Origin of the sequence: Snodgrassella sp. W8135 (assembly GCF_016101225.1) — a bacterium.
GTDB classification, from domain to species: Bacteria; Pseudomonadota; Gammaproteobacteria; order Burkholderiales; family Neisseriaceae; genus Snodgrassella; species Snodgrassella alvi.
In genome coordinates this window covers 731,256-750,841 of the sequence record NZ_JACFQX010000001.1, presented here as the reverse complement: position 1 = coordinate 750,841, position 19,586 = coordinate 731,256, and the positions used below count along the sequence as shown (strand labels likewise).

18 protein-coding genes are annotated in these 19,586 nt (G+C 40.8%); 12 read left to right on the top strand and 6 right to left on the bottom strand.

All coding sequences use genetic code 11. The annotated features are described in order from the left end of the window. Positions 1 to 73: 73 nt before the first annotated feature. Together H3T75_RS03345 and H3T75_RS03340 are read right to left on the bottom strand one after the other, a co-directional pair. Positions 74 to 1,279 carry an acetate kinase gene (locus H3T75_RS03345; RefSeq protein ID WP_198211038.1) on the bottom strand — a complete coding sequence of 402 codons (1,206 nt, stop codon included), beginning with the start codon at positions 1,277 to 1,279 and terminating at the stop codon, positions 74 to 76. 55 nt (positions 1,280 to 1,334) lie between these two features. Then, positions 1,335 to 1,862 carry a C40 family peptidase gene (locus H3T75_RS03340; protein ID WP_084547271.1) on the bottom strand — a complete coding sequence of 176 codons (528 nt, stop codon included), beginning with the start codon at positions 1,860 to 1,862 and terminating at the stop codon, positions 1,335 to 1,337. 340 nt (positions 1,863 to 2,202) lie between these two features. On the opposite strand from H3T75_RS03340, the gene H3T75_RS03335 reads away from it, so the two are divergent. After that, complete coding sequence (locus H3T75_RS03335) at positions 2,203 to 3,372, top strand: nitronate monooxygenase family protein (RefSeq protein WP_025330929.1); 1,170 nt, start codon at positions 2,203 to 2,205, stop codon at positions 3,370 to 3,372. 153 nt (positions 3,373 to 3,525) lie between these two features. Continuing rightward, positions 3,526 to 4,713 carry a succinyldiaminopimelate transaminase gene (gene dapC / locus H3T75_RS03330; RefSeq protein WP_198211037.1) on the top strand — a complete coding sequence of 396 codons (1,188 nt, stop codon included), beginning with the start codon at positions 3,526 to 3,528 and terminating at the stop codon, positions 4,711 to 4,713. A gap of 104 nt (positions 4,714 to 4,817) precedes the next feature. Here the strand turns inward: dapC and H3T75_RS03325 are convergent, their stop codons facing one another. Next, entirely contained in the window at positions 4,818 to 5,690 is an 873-nt protein-coding gene (locus H3T75_RS03325) for a YicC/YloC family endoribonuclease (protein WP_037392972.1), read from the bottom strand. 162 nt (positions 5,691 to 5,852) lie between these two features. Between H3T75_RS03325 and rph the strand changes: the two genes are divergently transcribed. From rph to xerD, 8 genes are all read left to right on the top strand, one after another. Continuing rightward, on the top strand, positions 5,853 to 6,590 hold the full coding sequence (gene rph, locus H3T75_RS03320; protein WP_198211036.1) for a ribonuclease PH: 738 nt from the start codon (positions 5,853 to 5,855) through the stop codon (positions 6,588 to 6,590). A gap of 203 nt (positions 6,591 to 6,793) precedes the next feature. After that, positions 6,794 to 8,035 (top strand): aspartate kinase, encoded by a 1,242-nt coding sequence (locus H3T75_RS03315; protein ID WP_025330933.1) that lies wholly within the window; start codon positions 6,794 to 6,796, stop codon positions 8,033 to 8,035. Between the two features lie 109 nt (positions 8,036 to 8,144). Further along, complete coding sequence (ttcA, locus tag H3T75_RS03310) at positions 8,145 to 9,077, top strand: tRNA 2-thiocytidine(32) synthetase TtcA (protein WP_084563865.1); 933 nt, start codon at positions 8,145 to 8,147, stop codon at positions 9,075 to 9,077. Between the two features lie 8 nt (positions 9,078 to 9,085). Continuing rightward, positions 9,086 to 10,324 (top strand): MFS transporter, encoded by a 1,239-nt coding sequence (locus H3T75_RS03305; protein WP_037392964.1) that lies wholly within the window; start codon positions 9,086 to 9,088, stop codon positions 10,322 to 10,324. Positions 10,325 to 10,395: 71 nt separating this feature from the next. Then, entirely contained in the window at positions 10,396 to 10,779 is a 384-nt protein-coding gene (locus H3T75_RS03300; RefSeq protein WP_084547264.1) for a hypothetical protein, read from the top strand. A gap of 36 nt (positions 10,780 to 10,815) precedes the next feature. Further along, complete coding sequence (locus H3T75_RS03295; protein ID WP_025330937.1) at positions 10,816 to 11,262, top strand: peroxiredoxin; 447 nt, start codon at positions 10,816 to 10,818, stop codon at positions 11,260 to 11,262. Then, entirely contained in the window at positions 11,255 to 11,713 is a 459-nt protein-coding gene (locus tag H3T75_RS03290; protein WP_198211035.1) for a methylated-DNA--[protein]-cysteine S-methyltransferase, read from the top strand. Before H3T75_RS03295 ends, H3T75_RS03290 begins: the two co-directional genes overlap by 8 nt. Beyond that, positions 11,707 to 12,606, top strand: a complete 900-nt coding sequence (gene xerD, locus H3T75_RS03285; protein ID WP_084563861.1) for a site-specific tyrosine recombinase XerD — start codon at positions 11,707 to 11,709, stop codon at positions 12,604 to 12,606. The genes H3T75_RS03290 and xerD overlap by 7 nt, the downstream gene beginning before the upstream one ends. Positions 12,607 to 12,931: 325 nt before the next feature. On the opposite strand, the gene H3T75_RS03280 is transcribed toward xerD, so the two are convergent. Next, on the bottom strand, positions 12,932 to 13,150 hold the full coding sequence (locus tag H3T75_RS03280; RefSeq protein ID WP_037392948.1) for a hypothetical protein: 219 nt from the start codon (positions 13,148 to 13,150) through the stop codon (positions 12,932 to 12,934). Then, positions 13,140 to 13,355, bottom strand: a complete 216-nt coding sequence (locus H3T75_RS03275; protein ID WP_037392945.1) for a DUF4177 domain-containing protein — start codon at positions 13,353 to 13,355, stop codon at positions 13,140 to 13,142. Before H3T75_RS03275 ends, H3T75_RS03280 begins: the two co-directional genes overlap by 11 nt. Before the next feature lie 292 nt (positions 13,356 to 13,647). On the opposite strand from H3T75_RS03275, the gene H3T75_RS03270 reads away from it, so the two are divergent. Together H3T75_RS03270 and H3T75_RS03265 are read left to right on the top strand one after the other, a co-directional pair. After that, a complete protein-coding gene (locus tag H3T75_RS03270) occupies positions 13,648 to 14,895 on the top strand; it encodes a hypothetical protein (protein WP_198211033.1) in 1,248 nt (415 codons plus the stop codon). 303 nt (positions 14,896 to 15,198) lie between these two features. Then, complete coding sequence (locus H3T75_RS03265) at positions 15,199 to 16,425, top strand: hypothetical protein (protein ID WP_198211031.1); 1,227 nt, start codon at positions 15,199 to 15,201, stop codon at positions 16,423 to 16,425. A gap of 451 nt (positions 16,426 to 16,876) precedes the next feature. Here the strand turns inward: H3T75_RS03265 and tssH are convergent, their stop codons facing one another. Then, entirely contained in the window at positions 16,877 to 19,567 is a 2,691-nt protein-coding gene (gene tssH / locus H3T75_RS03260) for a type VI secretion system ATPase TssH (protein ID WP_084563853.1), read from the bottom strand. Positions 19,568 to 19,586: the final 19 nt, after the last annotated feature.

Sequence of the window (19,586 nt, the reverse complement as noted above, 5' to 3'; positions counted from 1 at the left end):
GTAATCATACAAAGCCTGTTTTAAAAGTCTTAAGAATATCTCACAGTTATTTCACTGTTTCGAATTCATTTCTTTACACACGCATCCCTGTTAAACGGGCAGTATCCTGAGCAATCATCAGCTCTTCATTAGTCGGAATAACCAAAACTGCTGCTTTACTGTCTTTTGTGCTAATTACTCCCGGTGTACCGAAGCAGGCTTCCATATTGGCATCATGATCCAGAATCATGCCAAATACATTCAGATAATTAACTACTTTTTCGCGCATTGTAGTTGAGTTTTCACCAATACCACCGGTAAATACCAATGCATCCAGATTGCCGCAGGCAACCATCATACCGCCCACATATTTAGCCAGACGGTAGGCAAATACATCCAGAGCCAGCTCGGCACCTTTGTGTCCGTTGGCAGCAGCTTCTTCCAGCATACGGCAATCGTTGGAAAGATTGGATAAACCCAGCATACCGCTTTCTTTGTTCAGCATTTCGGTAATTTCATCAATGCTCATTTTGGCATTCGCGGCCAGGAAAGAGAAAATACTCGGATCGATATCGCCGCAACGGGTACCCATTACCAGACCTTCCAGCGGAGTCAGCCCCATGCTGGTATCCTGTGAACGACCGTTTTTAACAGCGGTAATAGAGGCACCATTACCCAGATGAGCAATCACCATGCTCATTTCATTAATATCACGGCGCAAAAATGCTGCGGTTTCCTGAGCAACATAACGGTAGCTGGTACCATGCGCACCATAACGGCGTACACCGTAACGGGTATACAGTGTTGACGGAATAGCATAATGATAAGCATGCGGTGGCATAGTCTGATGGAATGCTGTATCAAATACTGCTACCTGCGGCAGCTCAGGAAACGCCTGCTGTGCTGCCTGAATGCCCAGAATATGAGCAGGATTATGCAACGGAGCCAGTACAATACAGGCTTCAATATCACGCATTACTTCAGGAGTAATCACTGTAGACTGGGTAAATCGTTCGCCGCCATGTACGACACGATGGCCGATAGCTTTGACACGGTCATATAAGCCCAGATCTTTTAACTGTTCCAGCAAAGCCATTACAGCTGCAACGTGATCATGATTGCCGGTTAAAGCGTGTTTATGTTTTTCACCATTGATTTTAAAGGTGATGAAAGCATCAGTATTACCTACTTTTTCAGCCAGACAGCTCATTAAAACTTCTTTTTCGGCTAAATCCATTACTGCGGCTTTTACTGAAGAACTGCCACAGTTAAGTACCAATACTAAATCCTGCTCACTCATGTTGTTGTCCTGTTATATCGTGATTATTAAATTCAAAATGAATAATTAATTTTATTCAGCGGGCAAACAGCGTGCGTGCACCTGTAAAACGCTGGCTAAAATAGGGCTGGTCCAGTCTGGCCGTGCGAATAACACCACTGCTGGAAGGCGCATGAATAAATTCACCGTTGCCAATATACAGCCCCATATGTGAATAAGCCTGTCCCGAAGTGTTGAAAAACACCAAATCCCCAACCTGCAAATCTTTTGTGCGGATCGGGGCGGAAACAGCTGCTATATCACGTGCGGTACGAGGCAGATTTACCTGCAATGCCTGCTGGTAAACATATTGCACCATACCACTGCAATCAAATCCGCTACCCCGGCTACTGCCGCCATAACGGTAGGGTGTACCTATCAGACTCATGCTATGCAACAGCAATTCCTGACTCCCTGCCTGATGACTGACTTTAGTAATTCGAATAGGAGCCAGACGGGGTTGAGTACCAGACTGAACTATTTTTCGACTACTGCTTCTGCAGGCAGAAAGAAATAAAACAAGCGCACCTAAAACAGCACGCCGCTGTGCATTACATGTAACCATTAGTTATTTGCCCTGTTGTGATTACCTGAATCATGCTTACTCAGTGAATATAACATGAGTTGGTAATAATTGCTCTAAGCATTAAGGCTTAAATGACAATCATTACATTAACTAACCTTGTCGTACAAATCATACAAATTTTACCATTTTGAGAAAGCCATATCGCTCTGAGAAGTTTTAATCTCTTGACAGTGTCCTTGCGCAAGAATAGAGTAGAAGCACTAATTGATAAAAGCCAGCTGAATTAAAATGCTTTCCAACGTTTTTTACTGTAATTACAGGCTTTTATTCGAAGCAATACTTTAAAGCATCGCTTACTAAACAAAATACAGGAAGCAATATGCAGGAATTTGCACCACTAGTTATTCGCAATCATCATCTCATTCCGATTGTTCAGGGCGGTATGGGCGTAGGTGTTTCCGCCTCAAGTCTGGCCAGTGCAGTAGCGCGGGAAAATGGGGTAGGAACGATTGCAAGCGTGGATTTACGTCATTTGCATCCCGATTTACTTGAGCAGTCCAAAGAAAATCCTACACAGGAAAAATACGATACCTTAAACAGGATTGCACTTGATCGTGAAATCAAATCCGCACTTGCCCAGTCTGAAGGACGCGGAATGATCGCCGTTAATGTAATGAAAGCGGTTAAAGACCATCATGCTATGGTACAGCAGGCTTGTGAATCCGGTGCACATGCAATTGTAATGGGAGCCGGTCTGCCGCTGGACTTGCCGGATATGACTGAAAATTTTCCTGATGTTGCTTTGCTGCCTATTTTGTCGGAATCACGCGGTATTGGTATTGTGCTTAAACGCTGGATGAAAAAGAACCGTCTGCCTGATGCAATTGTAATCGAACATCCCGCCCATGCTGCCGGGCATCTTGGTGCAGCTACTGTTGCCGGTGTTAATGATGAACGTTTTGAATTTAAACGGGTACTGACTGAAACATTCGAATTATTTAAAAAACTTGATCTGGAACGGGAAAAAATTCCTTTGATCATTGCTGGCGGGATGGCTAATTTTCAGAAAATCACTGTAGCCTTACAAGAATGGGGTGCAGCTGCTGTACAAATCGGTACAGCATTTGCTGTAACTCAGGAAGGTGATGCTCATATCAATTTCAAAAAAACTCTCGCCGGTGCCGAAGGCGAACAAATTGTAGAATTCATGTCGGTAGCAGGCTTGCCGGCACGTGGCGTCAAAACTAAATTTCTGGATAGCTATCTGAAACGTGAAAGCGTATTACAGGCTAATGCCAAAGCAGACCCGCGGCGCTGTACGCAGGGGATTAACTGTTTGTCTGTATGCGGTTTACGTGATGGTCTCGAAAAAGTCGGACAATTCTGTATTGATCTGAAACTTGCTGCAGCCTGGCGCGGAGAAACCGATAAAGGTTTATTTTTCCGTGGTAAAGATCCGCTGCCATTCGGTTCAGCGATGCGCACTGTTAAAGAAACCATTGAATATTTACTTACCGGCGAAATTCAGGCTGTCCAGAAATCTGCCTGAAATTGCTGAACAATTTCATAAGCCACATGCATACATGTGGCTTTTTATTTGTCTGTAACCGGTATTTTTCGGAGCTAAAAATGAATACTTACTGCCGCAGTAATTTGAATGGTGGTAGTATCAAAGCATTTACAATAATTTGTATTTACGATTATGAATCCGAAACTGGAATTGTTACAGCCCTATCCTTTTGCCAGATTACGTAAATTAATGGATGGTCTGGAACCACCGGCTGATCTCCAGCCTATATCATTACATATTGGTGAACCCAAACACCCTACCCCGTCGGTTTTAACTGATGCACTGATTCAGCATCTGGACGGACTTGCAGCCTATCCGGTTACTGCCGGCATTCCTGAACTTCGTCAGGCTTGTGCTCAATGGCTTATGCGCCGCTACTCAGGAGTAAAAATTAATCCTGATACTGAAGTATTACCCGTGTTGGGCAGCCGGGAAGCATTATTTGCATTTACCCAAACCATCATTGACAGCAGTACTGAATATCAGCCCGTAGTTGTCAGCCCGAACCCCTTTTATCAGATATATGAAGGTTCAGCCTTGCTGGCTGGTGCGCGGGTAGAATATGTCAATTGCCGCGCTCCGCATTTTATGCCGCAATGGCAGGAAATCGATCAGAATACATGGCCAAAGGTACAATTGGTTTTCGTTTGTTCTCCGGGCAACCCCAGTGGCGCGGTAATGAATCTGGACGAATGGAAAAAACTATTTGCCTTACAGGACAAATACGGATTTGTGATTGCGTCAGATGAATGCTATTCAGAAATTTACTTTGAGGATGATAATAAGCCACTGGGTGCATTACAGGCGGCTACTCAGTTAGGCCGGTCATTCGACCGTCTAATTATGTTTACCAGCCTGTCAAAACGTTCTAATGCACCCGGTCTGCGTTCCGGTTTTGTAGCAGGTGACAATAAACTACTGGCTGATTTTCTGCTCTACCGCACCTATCATGGCAGTGCCATGAGTCTGCCCACACAATACGCCAGTATTGCAGCATGGAATGATGAAGAACACGTCATTGCCAATCGTAATCTGTATCGGGAAAAATTTGATAAAGTAATTCCGATATTACAGCAAAAATTTGCTCTGCATAAACCTGATGCTTCATTCTATCTGTGGCTGAATGTTCCCGATTGTGATGATTTAGCCTTTACACAGAAATTATGGCAAAAAGCAGCGATTCGTGTATTACCGGGACGTTATCTTGCCCGTAATACACCATACGGTAACTCCGGAGCAGGCTTTGTGCGAATCGCACTGGTATCCAGTGTCGAAGAATGTGTTGAAGCCGCCAATCGTATGGTCAAACTGGTTTTTTAGAATTGGTTTCAAACAGATACTGGAATTAAAACAAAACCAGAATTGCCGGCTTCAATTTTAAAAGCAATTCTGGTTTTTAATAGTATGGTATAAACAGCTATTGTTTATTCTACGTTCTGTACCTGTTCGCGCATTTGTTCAATCAGTACTTTAAGCCCTACTGATGCCTGTGTACATTCAATGGCTATCGCTTTACTGCCAAGCGTATTGGCTTCGCGATTTAGTTCCTGCATCAGAAAATCCAGACGTTTACCCACGCTGCCGCGATGTTCTTCTATCAGACGTCGTGCTTCAGCTATGTGCGTATTTAAACGATTCAGTTCTTCATCTACATCGGCTTTTTGCATAAACAATGCGAATTCCTGTTTCAGGCGCTCTGCATCTACCTGAGCCACTGCTTCGCGCAAACGGGCTTCAGCCTTATTCATATAGTCCTGCAATAATTGCGGGAACAACTGCTGCATAGCTGCCACGATATCTGTCATATCATTCAGACGATCCAGCAAATGCTGCTGCAGTTTTTCACCTTCACGAGCCCGCGCTGCTTTAAATTCGGTGAGTACTTGTCCCAGTAAAGTCAGTACACCGTTATGTAATATTTCCTCGTCCTCCGTTGGCGCCACAATAACACCGTGGAAATGCAAAATATCTGCAACAGTTAATTTGCCTAAATCTTTATACTTGCGACGCAACTGTTGATTAAATGATGCCAGTTGTTCTACCAGTTTATGATTAACCGGTAAATCATCAGTACTTTCGCTAGGCAGAGTTTGAATCTGAATACGGCATTCCAGTTTACCCCGTGCCACCTGAGAACTGATTAATTCACGCATCTTACCTTCAAACGGACGTAATTCTTCTGCAATTTTAAACTGGATATCCAGATAACGATGATTAACTGCTCTGAGCTCAACATTAATTTGGCGATTTCCACATTGTTCTGAAGCATTTGCATAGCCAGTCATACTGTATAACATATATATTTTCCTTAAACCGTTTATTCCTGCCGGGTTATATTCAAACTGGCAATTAAATCAAGTATAACGAAAACGGCTTAATCCATAAAAGGTTTAATTGATATGAATCGCAACACACTGGTTATATAATTCTGCATTCATCTCCCGACAAAGTCTCTAAATATGAAAAACACACCTCTATCCAATCGTTCCGGACGTGCTGACGATGAGCCACGTCATCTTAGTATCGTGCCTGATTTCCTCGCACAGGCAGACGGTTCTGTACTGATTTGCTGCGGTAATACTAAAGTAATTTGCACAGCAACTATTGATGAAAATGTACCAGGCTTTTTAAAAGATCAGGGTCGTGGCTGGGTAACAGCAGAATATGGCATGCTGCCCGCCTCTGCCAATGGCCGTATGCGCCGCGAAGCAGTAGCAGGAAAGCAATCGGGGAGAACTCAGGAAATTCAGCGCCTGATTGGCCGTTCCTTACGGGCAGTCGTAGATTTAGAAAAACTGGGTAGCCGCCAGATACTGATTGACTGTGATGTTATACAGGCCGACGGAGGCACACGCACCGCCAGCATCAGCGGCGCTTTTGTTGCTCTTGCTCTGGCAGTCAGAAAATTACTGGAAAAAGGGCTGATCAGAGAAAATCCGATTCGTGAAGCTGTAGCTGCTATCTCTGTCGGCATGATTGACGGTAACCTCCTGCTCGATTTGGATTATCCGGAAGATTCATCCTGTGATGCGGATATTAATGTAGTGATGACCGCCTCACAGCAGCTGGTTGAAATTCAGGGTACAGCCGAAGGAGCTACTTTCAGTATCGGTCAGTTAAATGATTTAATTACTTTGGCACAAAAAGGAATTAAACAAATTCTTGCTGCTCAGCAACAAGCACTGGCTGAAAATTAATTCACAAAAATACAATCACCTATTTTCCGAATTTAAACATTATTTAAAACAAGCTGCCTGAACCTGACAAAATACTAACTCAGCAGCTTGTTTTTGCATGATAAAAATGCTAAAAAGAATGTCCGACAGGATATTTAAGCAGGCAGAGTTAACACAACCTGTCCTTTTTTGACATTATAACAACCCGGAAAGCAAGCAGTATTATGGCGTTAATCGTACAGAAATACGGCGGTACATCAGTTGGAACAGTTGAACGTATAAAAAATGTAGCTCGTCGTGTAGCACAAGCCAGAGCCAATGGTGATGATGTAGTAGTGGTTGTATCCGCTATGAGCGGAGAAACCAACCGTTTGGTTGCACTGGCACATGAAATTCAGGAAAAGCCCAATCCGCGTGAACTGGACGTTGTTTTATCAACGGGTGAACAGGTCACTATAGGTCTGCTTGCCATGGCTTTGCACAGCATTGGCGTAGACGCAAAGAGCTATACAGGCTGGCAGGTAGCCGTTAAAACCGATTGTGCTCATACCAAAGCACGCATTGATGCGATCGATGAGATACGCATCCGCACAGATCTCAATGCCGGTAAAGTTGTTATCATAGCCGGTTTTCAGGGTGTTAATGCCAACAATGATATTACCACACTGGGTCGCGGCGGTTCGGATACCTCAGCAGTAGCACTGGCAGCAGCACTGAAAGCAGACGAATGCCAGATCTATACTGATGTGGATGGCGTATACACCACCGACCCGCGTGTCGTACCGGAAGCGCGTCGTCTCAATACCATTTCATTTGAAGAAATGCTGGAACTGGCCAGTCTGGGCAGTAAAGTATTACAAATCCGCTCAGTAGAGTTTGCCGGTAAATATAAAGTGCGGCTGCGCGTATTAAGCAGTCTGGAAAACAGCGGTAATGGCACATTAATCACATTTGAAGAGGATCAGAATATGATGGAACATGCGGCAGTATCCGGTATTGCTTTTGATAAAAATCAGGCACGAATTAATGTGCGCGGGGTACCGGATACGCCGGGAATGGCTTCACTGATACTGGGAGCTGTCGCCGATGCCAATATTGAAGTGGATATGATTATTCAGAATGTCGGCTCAGCAGGAACCACAGACTTTTCCTTTACCGTACCACGCAGCGATTATCAGAATACGCTGGATATTCTTCATGAAGTGCAGAAAACAATAGGAGCTCGTGAAGTCTGCGGCGATGATACCGTATGTAAAGTATCAATAGTCGGCATGGGCATGCGTTCACATGTTGGCATTGCTTCTACCATGTTCCGTACTCTGGCTAAAGAAAATATCAATATCCAGATGATTTCTACTTCTGAAATCAAAGTGTCCGTGTTAATTGATGAAAAATATCTGGAGCTGGCCACCCGTGTACTGCACCAAGTGTTTGAGCTTGATAAAGAACCAGTAAAAAAAGGCTGAAAACTCCTTTTTAATTCATGTAAAAATTAACACAGGCCGGCTAAGTCACATCAGCCGGCCTTTAATTATTGTACAATTGCAGGTATTTGCATAAATTAGTGCTGTATCCATGTCTCATACACCAAAACGCGAATACGAAAACAATAAACTGATTAAAAGACTTCGTCATCAGGTTGGCTCTGCTATTAATGATTTTCAGATGATTGAAGACGGCGACAAAATCATGGTTTGCCTTTCCGGTGGTAAAGACAGCTATGCATTATTGGACATCCTGCTCAGATTACAAAAATCTGCACCAGTACAATTTGAAATTCTTGCAGTTAATCTCGACCAGAAACAACCGGGTTTTCCTGCACATATACTGCCGGATTATCTGCAAAGTCTTGGCGTTCCGTTTCAAATTATTGAAGAAGACACCTATAGCGTAGTCAAACGGGTAATAGATGAAGGCAAAACTACCTGTGGCCTGTGCAGCCGTTTGCGACGCGGTATTTTATACCGGGTAGCCAAAGAAAATAACTGTACCAAAATTGCTTTAGGTCACCATCGCGATGATATTCTGGAAACCCTGTTTCTGAACATGTTTTACGGAGGCAAACTTAAAGCCATGCCGCCCAAACTACTGTCAGATAACGGTGAGCATATCATCATCAGACCATTAGCCTATGTTAAAGAAAAAGATCTGATCCGGTATGCACAAATGCTGGAATTTCCAATTATTCCATGCAACCTGTGCGGCTCACAGCCCAATCTGCAACGGCAGGTTATCAAAGACATGCTCCGGCAATGGGACAAACAGTTTCCCGGGCGCATTGAATCCATGTTTTCGGCCATGCAAAACATCGTACCCTCGCATCTGGCTGATTATCATTTATTCAATTTTGCCGGCTTGCAACGTGGACAACAACTACCACATGGCGGCGATATTGCCTTTGACCGTGAACATTTTTCTCCAATTACAACACCAGCACAGACCGGTGATATTAATCAGCCTGCCGGTGCAGGCAAAACTGTTATTAACATTTTAGATTCTCGATTGTAAGTCCCCTTATGAAACAACCAAGAAAAAAATTAACTCCTGCAAAAGCTATGGTTGCCGCTATCAGTGGCTATGCCATGGATGGTTTTGACCTGCTGATACTCGGTTTTATGCTCAGCGCCATCAGTGCTGATCTCGGACTGAATACTTCTCAGGCAGGTTCACTGGTAACATGGACATTAATCGGTTCTGTTATCGGCGGTATCGTTTTCGGACATTTAAGTGATCGCTTCGGCCGGATACGCATGTTATCGCTAACCATTCTCATGTTTGCCGTTTTTACTGGTCTGTGTGCGGTTGCACAAGGTTATTACGACCTGCTTATTTACCGGGCTCTGGCCGGTATGGGGCTGGGCGGAGAGTTCGGTATCGGTATGGCTATGATTGCAGAAGTATGGCCTGCATCAAAACGTAATCGCGCATCAGCCTTCGTCGGTATCGGCTGGCAGCTGGGCGTACTGGCGGCTACCTTTATTACACCATTTCTGCTTCAGCATATCGGCTGGCGCGGCATGTTTGTCGTAGGATTATTTCCGGCTATTGTATCCTACTTTATTCGTCATGATACCAATGAACCGGAACAATTTACCCGCGAACATAAAGCAAATGGTGAGTTGTCATTTTCTGCGCGTCTTAAATTACTGGTTAAAGACCGTCAGACAGCTAAAACCAGTCTGGGTATATTTATTCTTTGCGCTGTACAAAATTTCGGTTATTACGGTTTAATGATCTGGATGCCCAGTTATCTTGCCAAAAAACTGGGATTCAGCCTTACAGATTCCGGCAACTGGACTGCGGTCACCGTTATTGGCATGATTATCGGTATCTGGCTGTTCGGTTTTCTGGCCGACCATTTTGCCCGCTGGAAAATCTTTCTGATTTACCAGATTGGTTCTTTTATCATGGTGGCACAATATGCACAGTTGCAGGACCCCACTGCATTACTGATATGCGGTGCCATTATGGGCTTATTTGTCAATGGCATGATTGGCGGCTATGGAGCACTGATTTCTGATAACTTCCCCCCGCATGTGCGTGCAACTGCCCAGAATGTATTATTTAATCTGGGTCGTGGCATTGGCGGATTAGGGCCGCTGGTTATCGGTTTTCTGGTTAAAGAATGGTCATTTTATGTTGCCTTATGTTTGCTGGCATCTATTTACCTTCTGGACATCATTGCCACTTTATGGCTGCTTCCCAAACACAATAATACCCCGTCCAATGATGATAATCTTGGTGTTATAGGCTGATTTATTATTCTTTCAGTGCAGATATATATCTCTGCACTGATTTTTTTACCATTAGGCCATGAGTAGAAATTATGACAACATTTACTAAAGTAATTTTATATACCGGAAGTGATGGTTTTGCCCGCTTCAAAGAAGAAAAAATTGAATTAAACGAAGGTAATGAAAAAAGCCAGTTATCACCTTGGTTTAATGCAGAAGGGTTACAATTACGTTACAGTCCGGTGGGTTTTAAAAGTGATTTTCACTGCACTGGTAAACCACAATGGCTGATAGTATTACAAGGAGTGATGGAAATCGGACTGCGCGATGGTAGTACCCGCCGCTTTAGTGCCGGAGAACATTTTTATTCTGCCGACACTTTACCTGAAGGCATTACCTTCGATTCAAATATTCATGGACACTGCAGCCGTCTAATTGGCGATGTTCCTCTGATTACTGCTTTTATTCGCGATTAATCCAAGGTAATCAATATATACAAAGGAAAATAAATAATGTCTCAATCTATGCTGTTTACACTTCCGGATACCGAAGGCAATAACTTTAATATTGCAGAACATTTACCAGCTGTGGTTTATTTCTATCCGAAAGACAGCACACCAGGCTGTACAACCGAAGCACAGGAATTCAGTGCTTTACTGCCCCAATTCAAACAACTGGGTTACCACGTGATTGGTATTTCCCGTGATAGTATGAAAAGCCATCATAATTTTATCTGCAAATATGAACTCAACGTTACCCTGCTTTCAGACAGTGAAGAAACAGTATGCAGACAATTTGATGTACTTAAAGAGAAAAACATGTATGGTAAAAAAGTATTCGGTATTGAAAGAAGTACCTTTATCCTGAATCAGGACGGGCAAATTACACAGGAGTGGCGTAAAGTTAAAGCGGCCGGTCACGCCCAGATCGTATTAAATACACTACAACAGCATGCCTAGTTACTCATATCAAGCGCCCTGCTGCTCGTTAATACTGGAATTCAGTCCTGAGCAAAAATTAAAGGCTATCCACTGGCAAACACCCTTTTCCGAAGCCTTACCTAACCTAACTGGATTCTGGGCAAAACAGCTTGACTCCTATTTTAATGGCAGCCTGCAAAAATTTAACTATCCTCCTTCCACTGATGGCACTGCATTTCAGCAAAAAGTCTGGCAGGTTATTGCCGATATCCCCTATGGTCAGATTGCCACTTACGGAGATATCGCGCGTGTGCTAAACAGTTCACCCAGAGCCGTAGGTCAGGCCTGTGGTAAAAACCCGTTACCAATTATTATTCCTTGTCATCGGGTTGTATCAGCCAGTGGTCTGGGAGGGTTCAGCCTCAGTATCAATGCTTTTGAACTAAATATAAAGCGTTGGCTGCTTAAACACGAAGGAGCAACATGGTAAATGATACTTTACCGGCAGAACTACTCGAACCAATCGAGTCGTTGCTCGAACATCTTTGGCTTAGCGAGCAGCTGGCATTCAATACACTGGAAAGTTACCGGCGGGATTTGAATAAAATTGCTCGTCGCATACAAGCCGAACATCTGAACTGGCTGAATGTAGATCCCTTGTCACTTGCATCTGCTGTATTTATCCCTAGTGAAAAACCATCTTCACAGGCACGGGCATTATCAGCCTGTAAACGTCTGTTCAGTTGGATGCATGAATATAACCGCCGTCAGGATATACCTACCGAACAGCTGCAAATGCCTAAAAAAGGGCAATACTTGCCGGATATTATTTCCGAAACACAGATAGATGCTCTATTAGCAGCCCCGGATACCAAAACCTTTCTGGGTCTGCGTGATAAAGCCTTACTGGAACTTATGTACGCTACTGGATTGAGAGTTAGCGAAGCTGTTAACTTACGAATCAATGAAATCGATTTACAAAACGGCCTGTTAAGTACCATCGGAAAAGGAAATAAACAGCGTATGGTTCCATTAGGGGAAGAAGCAACCGACTGGCTGGAAAATTACTTTACGGATGCCCGCCCTGCTTTACTTAAAGGACATGCTTGTGATGCAGTATTTGTCAGTCAGAAAAAAACAGCCATCACTCGGCAGTTGGCTTGGATGATTGTGACCAAATATGCTACTGTAGCCGGCATTCATCATCTTAGCCCGCATGGTTTGCGTCATGCTTTTGCTACGCATCTTGTGAATCATGGTGCAGATTTACGTGTAGTGCAATTGCTTCTGGGACACGCTGATATCGGCACAACACAAATTTACACACATGTTGCCAATGAACGCCTAAAACAGATTGTGCATCAGCATCATCCGCGCGGATAAAAAATTATTTGTTTATTCTGCTATGTTTAGAGTAAGAGATTATAAATCTTGAAATTTTGTTATTATTTTTTTGAAGATGTAATAAAAACCTGTTCACAACTTGATATATGCTGCACAAATGAATAATACCTTATAAACTTTATCAAATTAAATGACAAAGTTATTCAATCATAAAACAAAAATATCAACCATTTAGAAAAAAGATAAACCAAGTGAAATAATAAATTACCTAATATTTATACTTAATTTAAAAAATTCGAAATCATTTAAATTTTTAACTAGTTTATTTAATATTAAACTTGGATTTTCAAGTACAAAATAAATATTATTCTAAATAATTTTTATCTTTTAGCTTTTTATCTGAGTTCAACTGATCAAGAACCACGGCTATCGCCAACAAAGCAAAGAATAAAATTGCTAAAGATATAGATATTTTTAGAAAAAATTCAGCAGAAAAAATATCCCACCATAATTCCAGTATCAGTAAAGCACACCAGAATATGAAAATATAAAGGCATCCTAATCCGGCTTTTTTAACCAACATCTCTCTCCATTACTAATAAATAAGCTTCTCTTCTCCACAATAAAAAAAGACGACGCATATCTTTTTCCATTGTTACTACACGCCATCCTTCTTTAGCATTTCGGTTTAAGAAATCTGAAAATTTTACAGGATTTGCATTTGCCGCGCCCAGAAACATAGAAGCCAGAGCACCTTCCTGATAAATAACAACTTTATATTCTTTCATAAAAACTCCAAAATTTAAACTCAAATTTATAAAAAAATAATATGAATTATAAATTATTTTTCTCAATAAAACAATTTTTAATTTATATTTACTATCATAAATTTAATTTATTTTTGCAATAACTTTTTTAAAATGGTTTTAACAGATGTTCAGCTTAAAACCTTGAAATAGACAATGTTCTCGTTTTAATATCTGATTAGAATTGTAATTTGTTAATTTTTTCTGGTCATTTTATTACAATTAAAATACAATTATTAACAATATACTTTGCTTATTGAACTAAGGGACTCTTATGAGATTGAAATTTACAAAAATAATATTAATGCTGGCTGTTGCCGGTATGATTTCGGCATGTGGTAATAAAACTGAAAAATCCCCTGACAAAATGGTGCGCACTGGTATTCAGCGCATTATGACAGAAGACAATCAGTTTAATTTTAGTGGTTCTTATCAGACAGAATTTATTATTCAAAATAATGAGAATAAAAGTCCTTCAGAAATAACTGAACCAACAATTGCATCTGAAGTTTCTGCATCTGAAGTTTCTGCATCAGAAGTTTCTGCATCAGAAGTTTCTGCATCAGAAGCCTCTGTATCAGAAGAGTATGATGATACTCCAGAATTAACAGAGTATCACCGCAAAGAAATGGATTTGTACAACAAATCTTTAGGGCAATTTTTAGGACAATTCGGTAAATCTTTTTCCGTACCTTTCACTGGTGCTGTAGATATGAAAAAAGGGGTGATGGAAGTGATTCCTGAAGTCCGTTATGAAGATAAAAACGTACTGATTTCTTTTAAATTTCCTACCTATTTAGATTTTAATAATTTGTCCTTATATCTCGATGGTTCTGCAATTACCCATTTGTCAGACATTATGCCTTACAATAAAATGGTAGTTGGTGATAAATATATACAATTCACTGTACCGCAGGATAAAGCACAACACTTACCTGTTGCAGATTTATTAAAAAGCTTACCTAAATCAGTAGATGACGGTTATGCATCAATTGATCCCAGTGCATTCAAAAAAGTAAATGTCGACGAATTTGGAAAAACACTGGAAGCAAAATATCAGGTTAATCTGAATACAGACTATGCTTCAAGCCTTAAATCTGATACTGTAACTCTGCAAAGTCTTTCTAAGGCTCTAAAAGAGACAGCAGCCAAGGCTGATCAGAATAATAAATATAAACCTGAAGATTACGCTATGCTAGAAAATATAATTGATGGTTTGGCTTCAATTTATTCTGATAGTAATAATGCTTTTGCAGACACTCCTATGGGTGCTCATATGAAGCAGCTCAAAAATCAATCTAATCTAATAGTAGTTAATTTCTACTTTGATTCAAAAGGTCGCATTATAGGTATTCGCATTAAGACTGATATTCCAATGGCAATAACAGGTAGGGAAGAGCCAAAAGGAACAATCAGAATAGATTATAAATTTCGGATGGATTACACCGGAAGCCCTAAATTCACCATGCAGCCTACACCACAAAACTCAATCAATATGGGATCTCGTCTTGGTTGGTACTGATTAATTTTCTTATCTGATTTATAGATTTTTTAGCCAGTATGTTTTACATACTGGCTTTTTCCATTAATAAGTTATTTATTACATGTTATTTCAAAACATAAATCCAGACAGAATTAATCCCAACAGATATATTCTGGCTGATTTTTTATAATTATTGTTATAACAACTATTTTATTCATTTGATATATACCAAACTGTCTGCAAATACAGATACCATTAATTTTACTATCTATATATTTGCAATTAAAATACAATAATTAATAATTTGATTTGTTAATTTGATTTTAAAGGGACTCATGTTTTATGCGGTTAAATTTTAAAAAATTAATATTAACAATGGCTGTAGCCGGGATAGTTTCAGCATGCAGCCACATAAATGACAATTCGCCGGATAAAATGGTGCGGACTGGTGTCCAGCAAATGATTTTAAAAGATAACCGCTTGAACTTCAGTGGTTCTTTTCAAGGAGAATATCATATTAATCCTAATACAAACAATGAAGATGAAATTTCTTCTGATACATCTGAAATAAACAAAACTAATGAAACACATAACAATCTTCTAAATACTGCATCAAAATCACTACCTCAAACAGAAGCAGATGATGATGATGATGATGAATCAAAACCAAAAAATTCTTTGGCACCTTTTTTTGAGCAATTCAGTCAATCCTTTTCAGTACCCTTTACTGGCGCTATAGATATCCGAAAAGGGCAAATGGAAATAATTCCGGAAATTCGTTATGAAAACAAAAATGTACTGGTTTCTTTTAAATTTCCCACCTATATAGACTTCAAAAATCTATCTCTATACGCAGATGTTTCTGCTATTACACATTTGCTAGATAAAATACCTCATACAAGAATGGTAATTGGTGACAAATATTTACAATTAGCTGTACCAAAATCTCAAATAAAAAACATGCCTTTATCCGATCTGTTAAAAAGCTTACCAAAATCAATTGATGATGGTTATGCAGCAATTGATCGCGATGCATTCAAAAAAGTAAACGTTGATGAGTATGGAAAAACACTGAAAGCAAAGTATCAGGTTAATCTGAATGTAGACTACGCTTTAATGCAGAAAATTGATAATACAATGCTTGAAAGCCTTTCAAAGGCTTTAAAAGAGGCTGCAGACAAAGCTGATCAGAATAGTAAATATAAACCTGAGGATTATGCTGCATTACAAAATATAATTGACGAATTCACTTCTACTTTTAATTCTTATTTTTTTGATGAACATGATTCTGATGACAGCGGTGTTTTTAAAAATCCCTATTTTAGTGTTATAAAGCAATTCAAAAATAATCAAATCCCCATACAATATAATTATTATTTTGATTTAAAAGGAAGAATTATAGGCATCCGTGAACAGCTAGCATTTCCTAAGGAGGTGGAGAGTATAGATGGAACAGTAAAAATAGATACCAAAATCCACCTAAAATACACAACAAACCCTAAATTTACTATGCAGCCACCTACGCCGCAGAATTCAATTAATATAATGTCTCGACCTGAACTCAATTAATTAAAATTCAATTTATCAGTTTCAAGTATTTTTAGCCAGTATACTAAAACTTACTGGCTATTTTATATTGATAATTTTTTTCTGAATGTTATGTCAAAAATGGATAAAGACTGAATTAATCACGCAGGGTATACTTTAACTATTTTCTATTGTTATTCATAATAAACTACTCTACACGTTTAATATATAAAAACCGTCTGCAAATACTGATGCCCAGATGGCTCTAGTACACATTTTGGCAAATATAAATTCATATATTTACAAACAAAGTATAAGCAAAGAATCTGGGTAATTTTAATTCAAACACAATTTTTATTCGGTAATAATTCAATCTGTGGCTGATTAGTTTTAAAGTATGGCCAAATTAAAACTAATATGCTGATATATAAATAGCAAAAAGGACATATACTTATTTAAGTCTGCCCTTTTTACTATGTTCAGTGATTAACAGTTATATTGGCTGATTTTCGCTATTTGTTTCAGCTGCCACCTCTTTCATTGGTTCATCACTCAATGTAATGACTACGCCCTGCTCACCCAAATTAAGCTGGATATAGGCACTATTCTGGCCTTGCTGCTTTTCCAGCAATAATTGTCTGGCCAGTTCGGGGACAATTTGCTGCTGCAACATCTGTTCAAAATAGCGTACGCCCAAATCATGACCGGCTGTTGTTTGCGCCAGCGCCTCTACCAGTGTATTACTATACTCACAGATAACAGCAAATTGAGCTGCAATTTTGGCTGCAATGCGGTCTAGTTGCTGACGGATAATAATCTGCATATCGTCAGCTGATAACGGACGAAAAGCCAGTACATTCATACGCCCGAGCAAAGCAGGAGCAAGAACTTCCCGGATGGGCTGATCGACCAGTTCCAGTCGGGTTGGTAAATCGGCATCAGGAGCATTTTGTAAAGCTTCGCTGCCTAGATTGGATGTCATCAGCAGAATGGTGTTTTTGAAGTTGATGATGCGCCCTTCTCCGTCTCGCATAACACCCTGGTCAAATACCTGATAGAAAATATTAAGCACATCCGGATGGGCTTTTTCTATTTCATCCAGCAGTACTACAGAATAAGGACGCTTACGTACTGCTTCAGTCAGGACTCCGCCTTTGCCATAGCCCACATATCCCGGAGGCGCACCTTTAAGCTGAGCTACTGTATGTGATTCCTGATATTCAGACATATTGATGGTGATCATTGTGTCTTCACTACCAAAAAGTGATTTGGCCAGTGCTTTGGCTGTTCTGGTTTTGCCAACGCCAGATGTACCTGTTAGCAGGAATACACCAAGTGGTTTGTTGGGTTCGCCAAGTCCGGCTTTCTGGGTACGAATATGATTAACAATACTACTAACGCTGTCTTCCTGACCAATTACCTCACTGTTAAGTTGCTCAGATAAAGTCATCAGACGTTCAATTTCATCATCCAGCATGCGACCGGCAGGAATGCCTGTCCATTCACTAATTACACTGGCAATGACTTGCTGATCTACATCTAGGCTAATATTTTGCTGCAATTGCTGAAAAGACTGATTATGTGTATGCAGATTGCTTTCATGCTCATCTTTTGTACGCGCATCCAGTACTGCCTGAGCAGCTTCCTGCTCCTGAACAAATTTTTGTTTTTCTTCTTCTATTTCCTGATCTAATTGCTGTAACTGCTGCCGGCACTGCTCCATTCTTTCGTTATCTATCTGGTGTCCGAGAAGAATATCCTGTTGCAGACGGTCGATTTCTTCTTGAAGCGCGCTGTGCAGGGAGATTTTTTTAATAAGATTCAGTGGTAATGTTTGCATACCAAGTCTAACTTTAGCTGCAGCGGTATCCAGTAAATCGATGGCTTTATCAGGAAGCTGACGATCCGGTAAATACCGACGTGACAATGTAACAGCGGCTTTAATCGCATCATCTTTGATATGTACCTGATGATGTTCTGCATAGAGTTTAGCAATACCGCGCAGCATCTGACAGGCTTTTTCATCATCCGGTTCATCTACTTTTACCGGCTGAAAACGGCGCTCAAGAGCAGCATCGGTTTCAAAATATTGTTTGTATTCAGACCAGGTTGTTGCTGCGATTGTACGCAACTGACCACGGGCAAGTGCAGGTTTGAGTAAGTTGGCTGCATCAGACCCTCCGGCCTGATTACCGGCACCAATAATGGTATGAGCTTCATCTATAAACAGGATGGTTGGTTCGGAAGCATGCTGAATGGCTTCGATTACCGTTTTCAGGCGCTGCTCAAATTCACCTTTCAAGCCGGAACCTGCCTGTAAAAGCCCCATATCAAGAGCAAGAATATGGGTATTTTTCAGATGGCTGCCCACTTCGTCATTGGCGATTTTCAATGCCAGCCCTTCAACAAGTGCTGTTTTACCTACTCCCGGTTCACCTACCAATATTGGATTATTTTTACGTCGTCTGCTCAAAATATCTTCTATTTGGCTGATTTCTTCATCCCGTCCGAAAATTGCATCAATATATCCGTCTCTGGCTCTTTGAGTAAGATCGATGGTAAAACGTGACAAGGCTTCCTGTTCTGCCGGCGATTGTTTATCCTGTAAATTACTGGTATTAAGTATATTCTGTGTGGCTGGTGTTTCAGCAGGTTCTGCTGCTTTACTATCGGTATCTATTCTCTTGGTGAAGATCGCATCATTGTCTGTGTTTGCTTCAACTGAGTATTTATCAAGCCATCGTCCTGCTTCAGCCAGTTGTCCTGCTCTGAATATCAGTAACTGCCATAAATCTGTAAGTGTGAAGATGCTAGGAATTTTCTGGATAGCTTCAAGCAAATGCAATGAGCGGACTTCTTCCTGTCCGTGTTCAATAGATGCCAGCATCCATGCCTGCTCTATCCATTTAAGTAATGCGCGTGAAAGCTCAGGTTTCTGGGGTACTCGCTGCCAGGGCAATTTATCCAGTCCGGCCAGCAAATCATCCCACAACCGGTTGATGTTGATTTCGTTCTGGCGTAATAAGAGATTCAGGTCATTATTATCTGTTTCAAGTAATTTGACGAGAAAATGTTCAGGCAATATTTCATGATGACCACGGCTTAAACAGAAGTTAGCAGCCTCATTCAGTGCCCGTGCACAATTTTCATTGAGTTTTCTTAATAATTGCATTGAATCTTTCATTACGGCTCCGACTAAATAC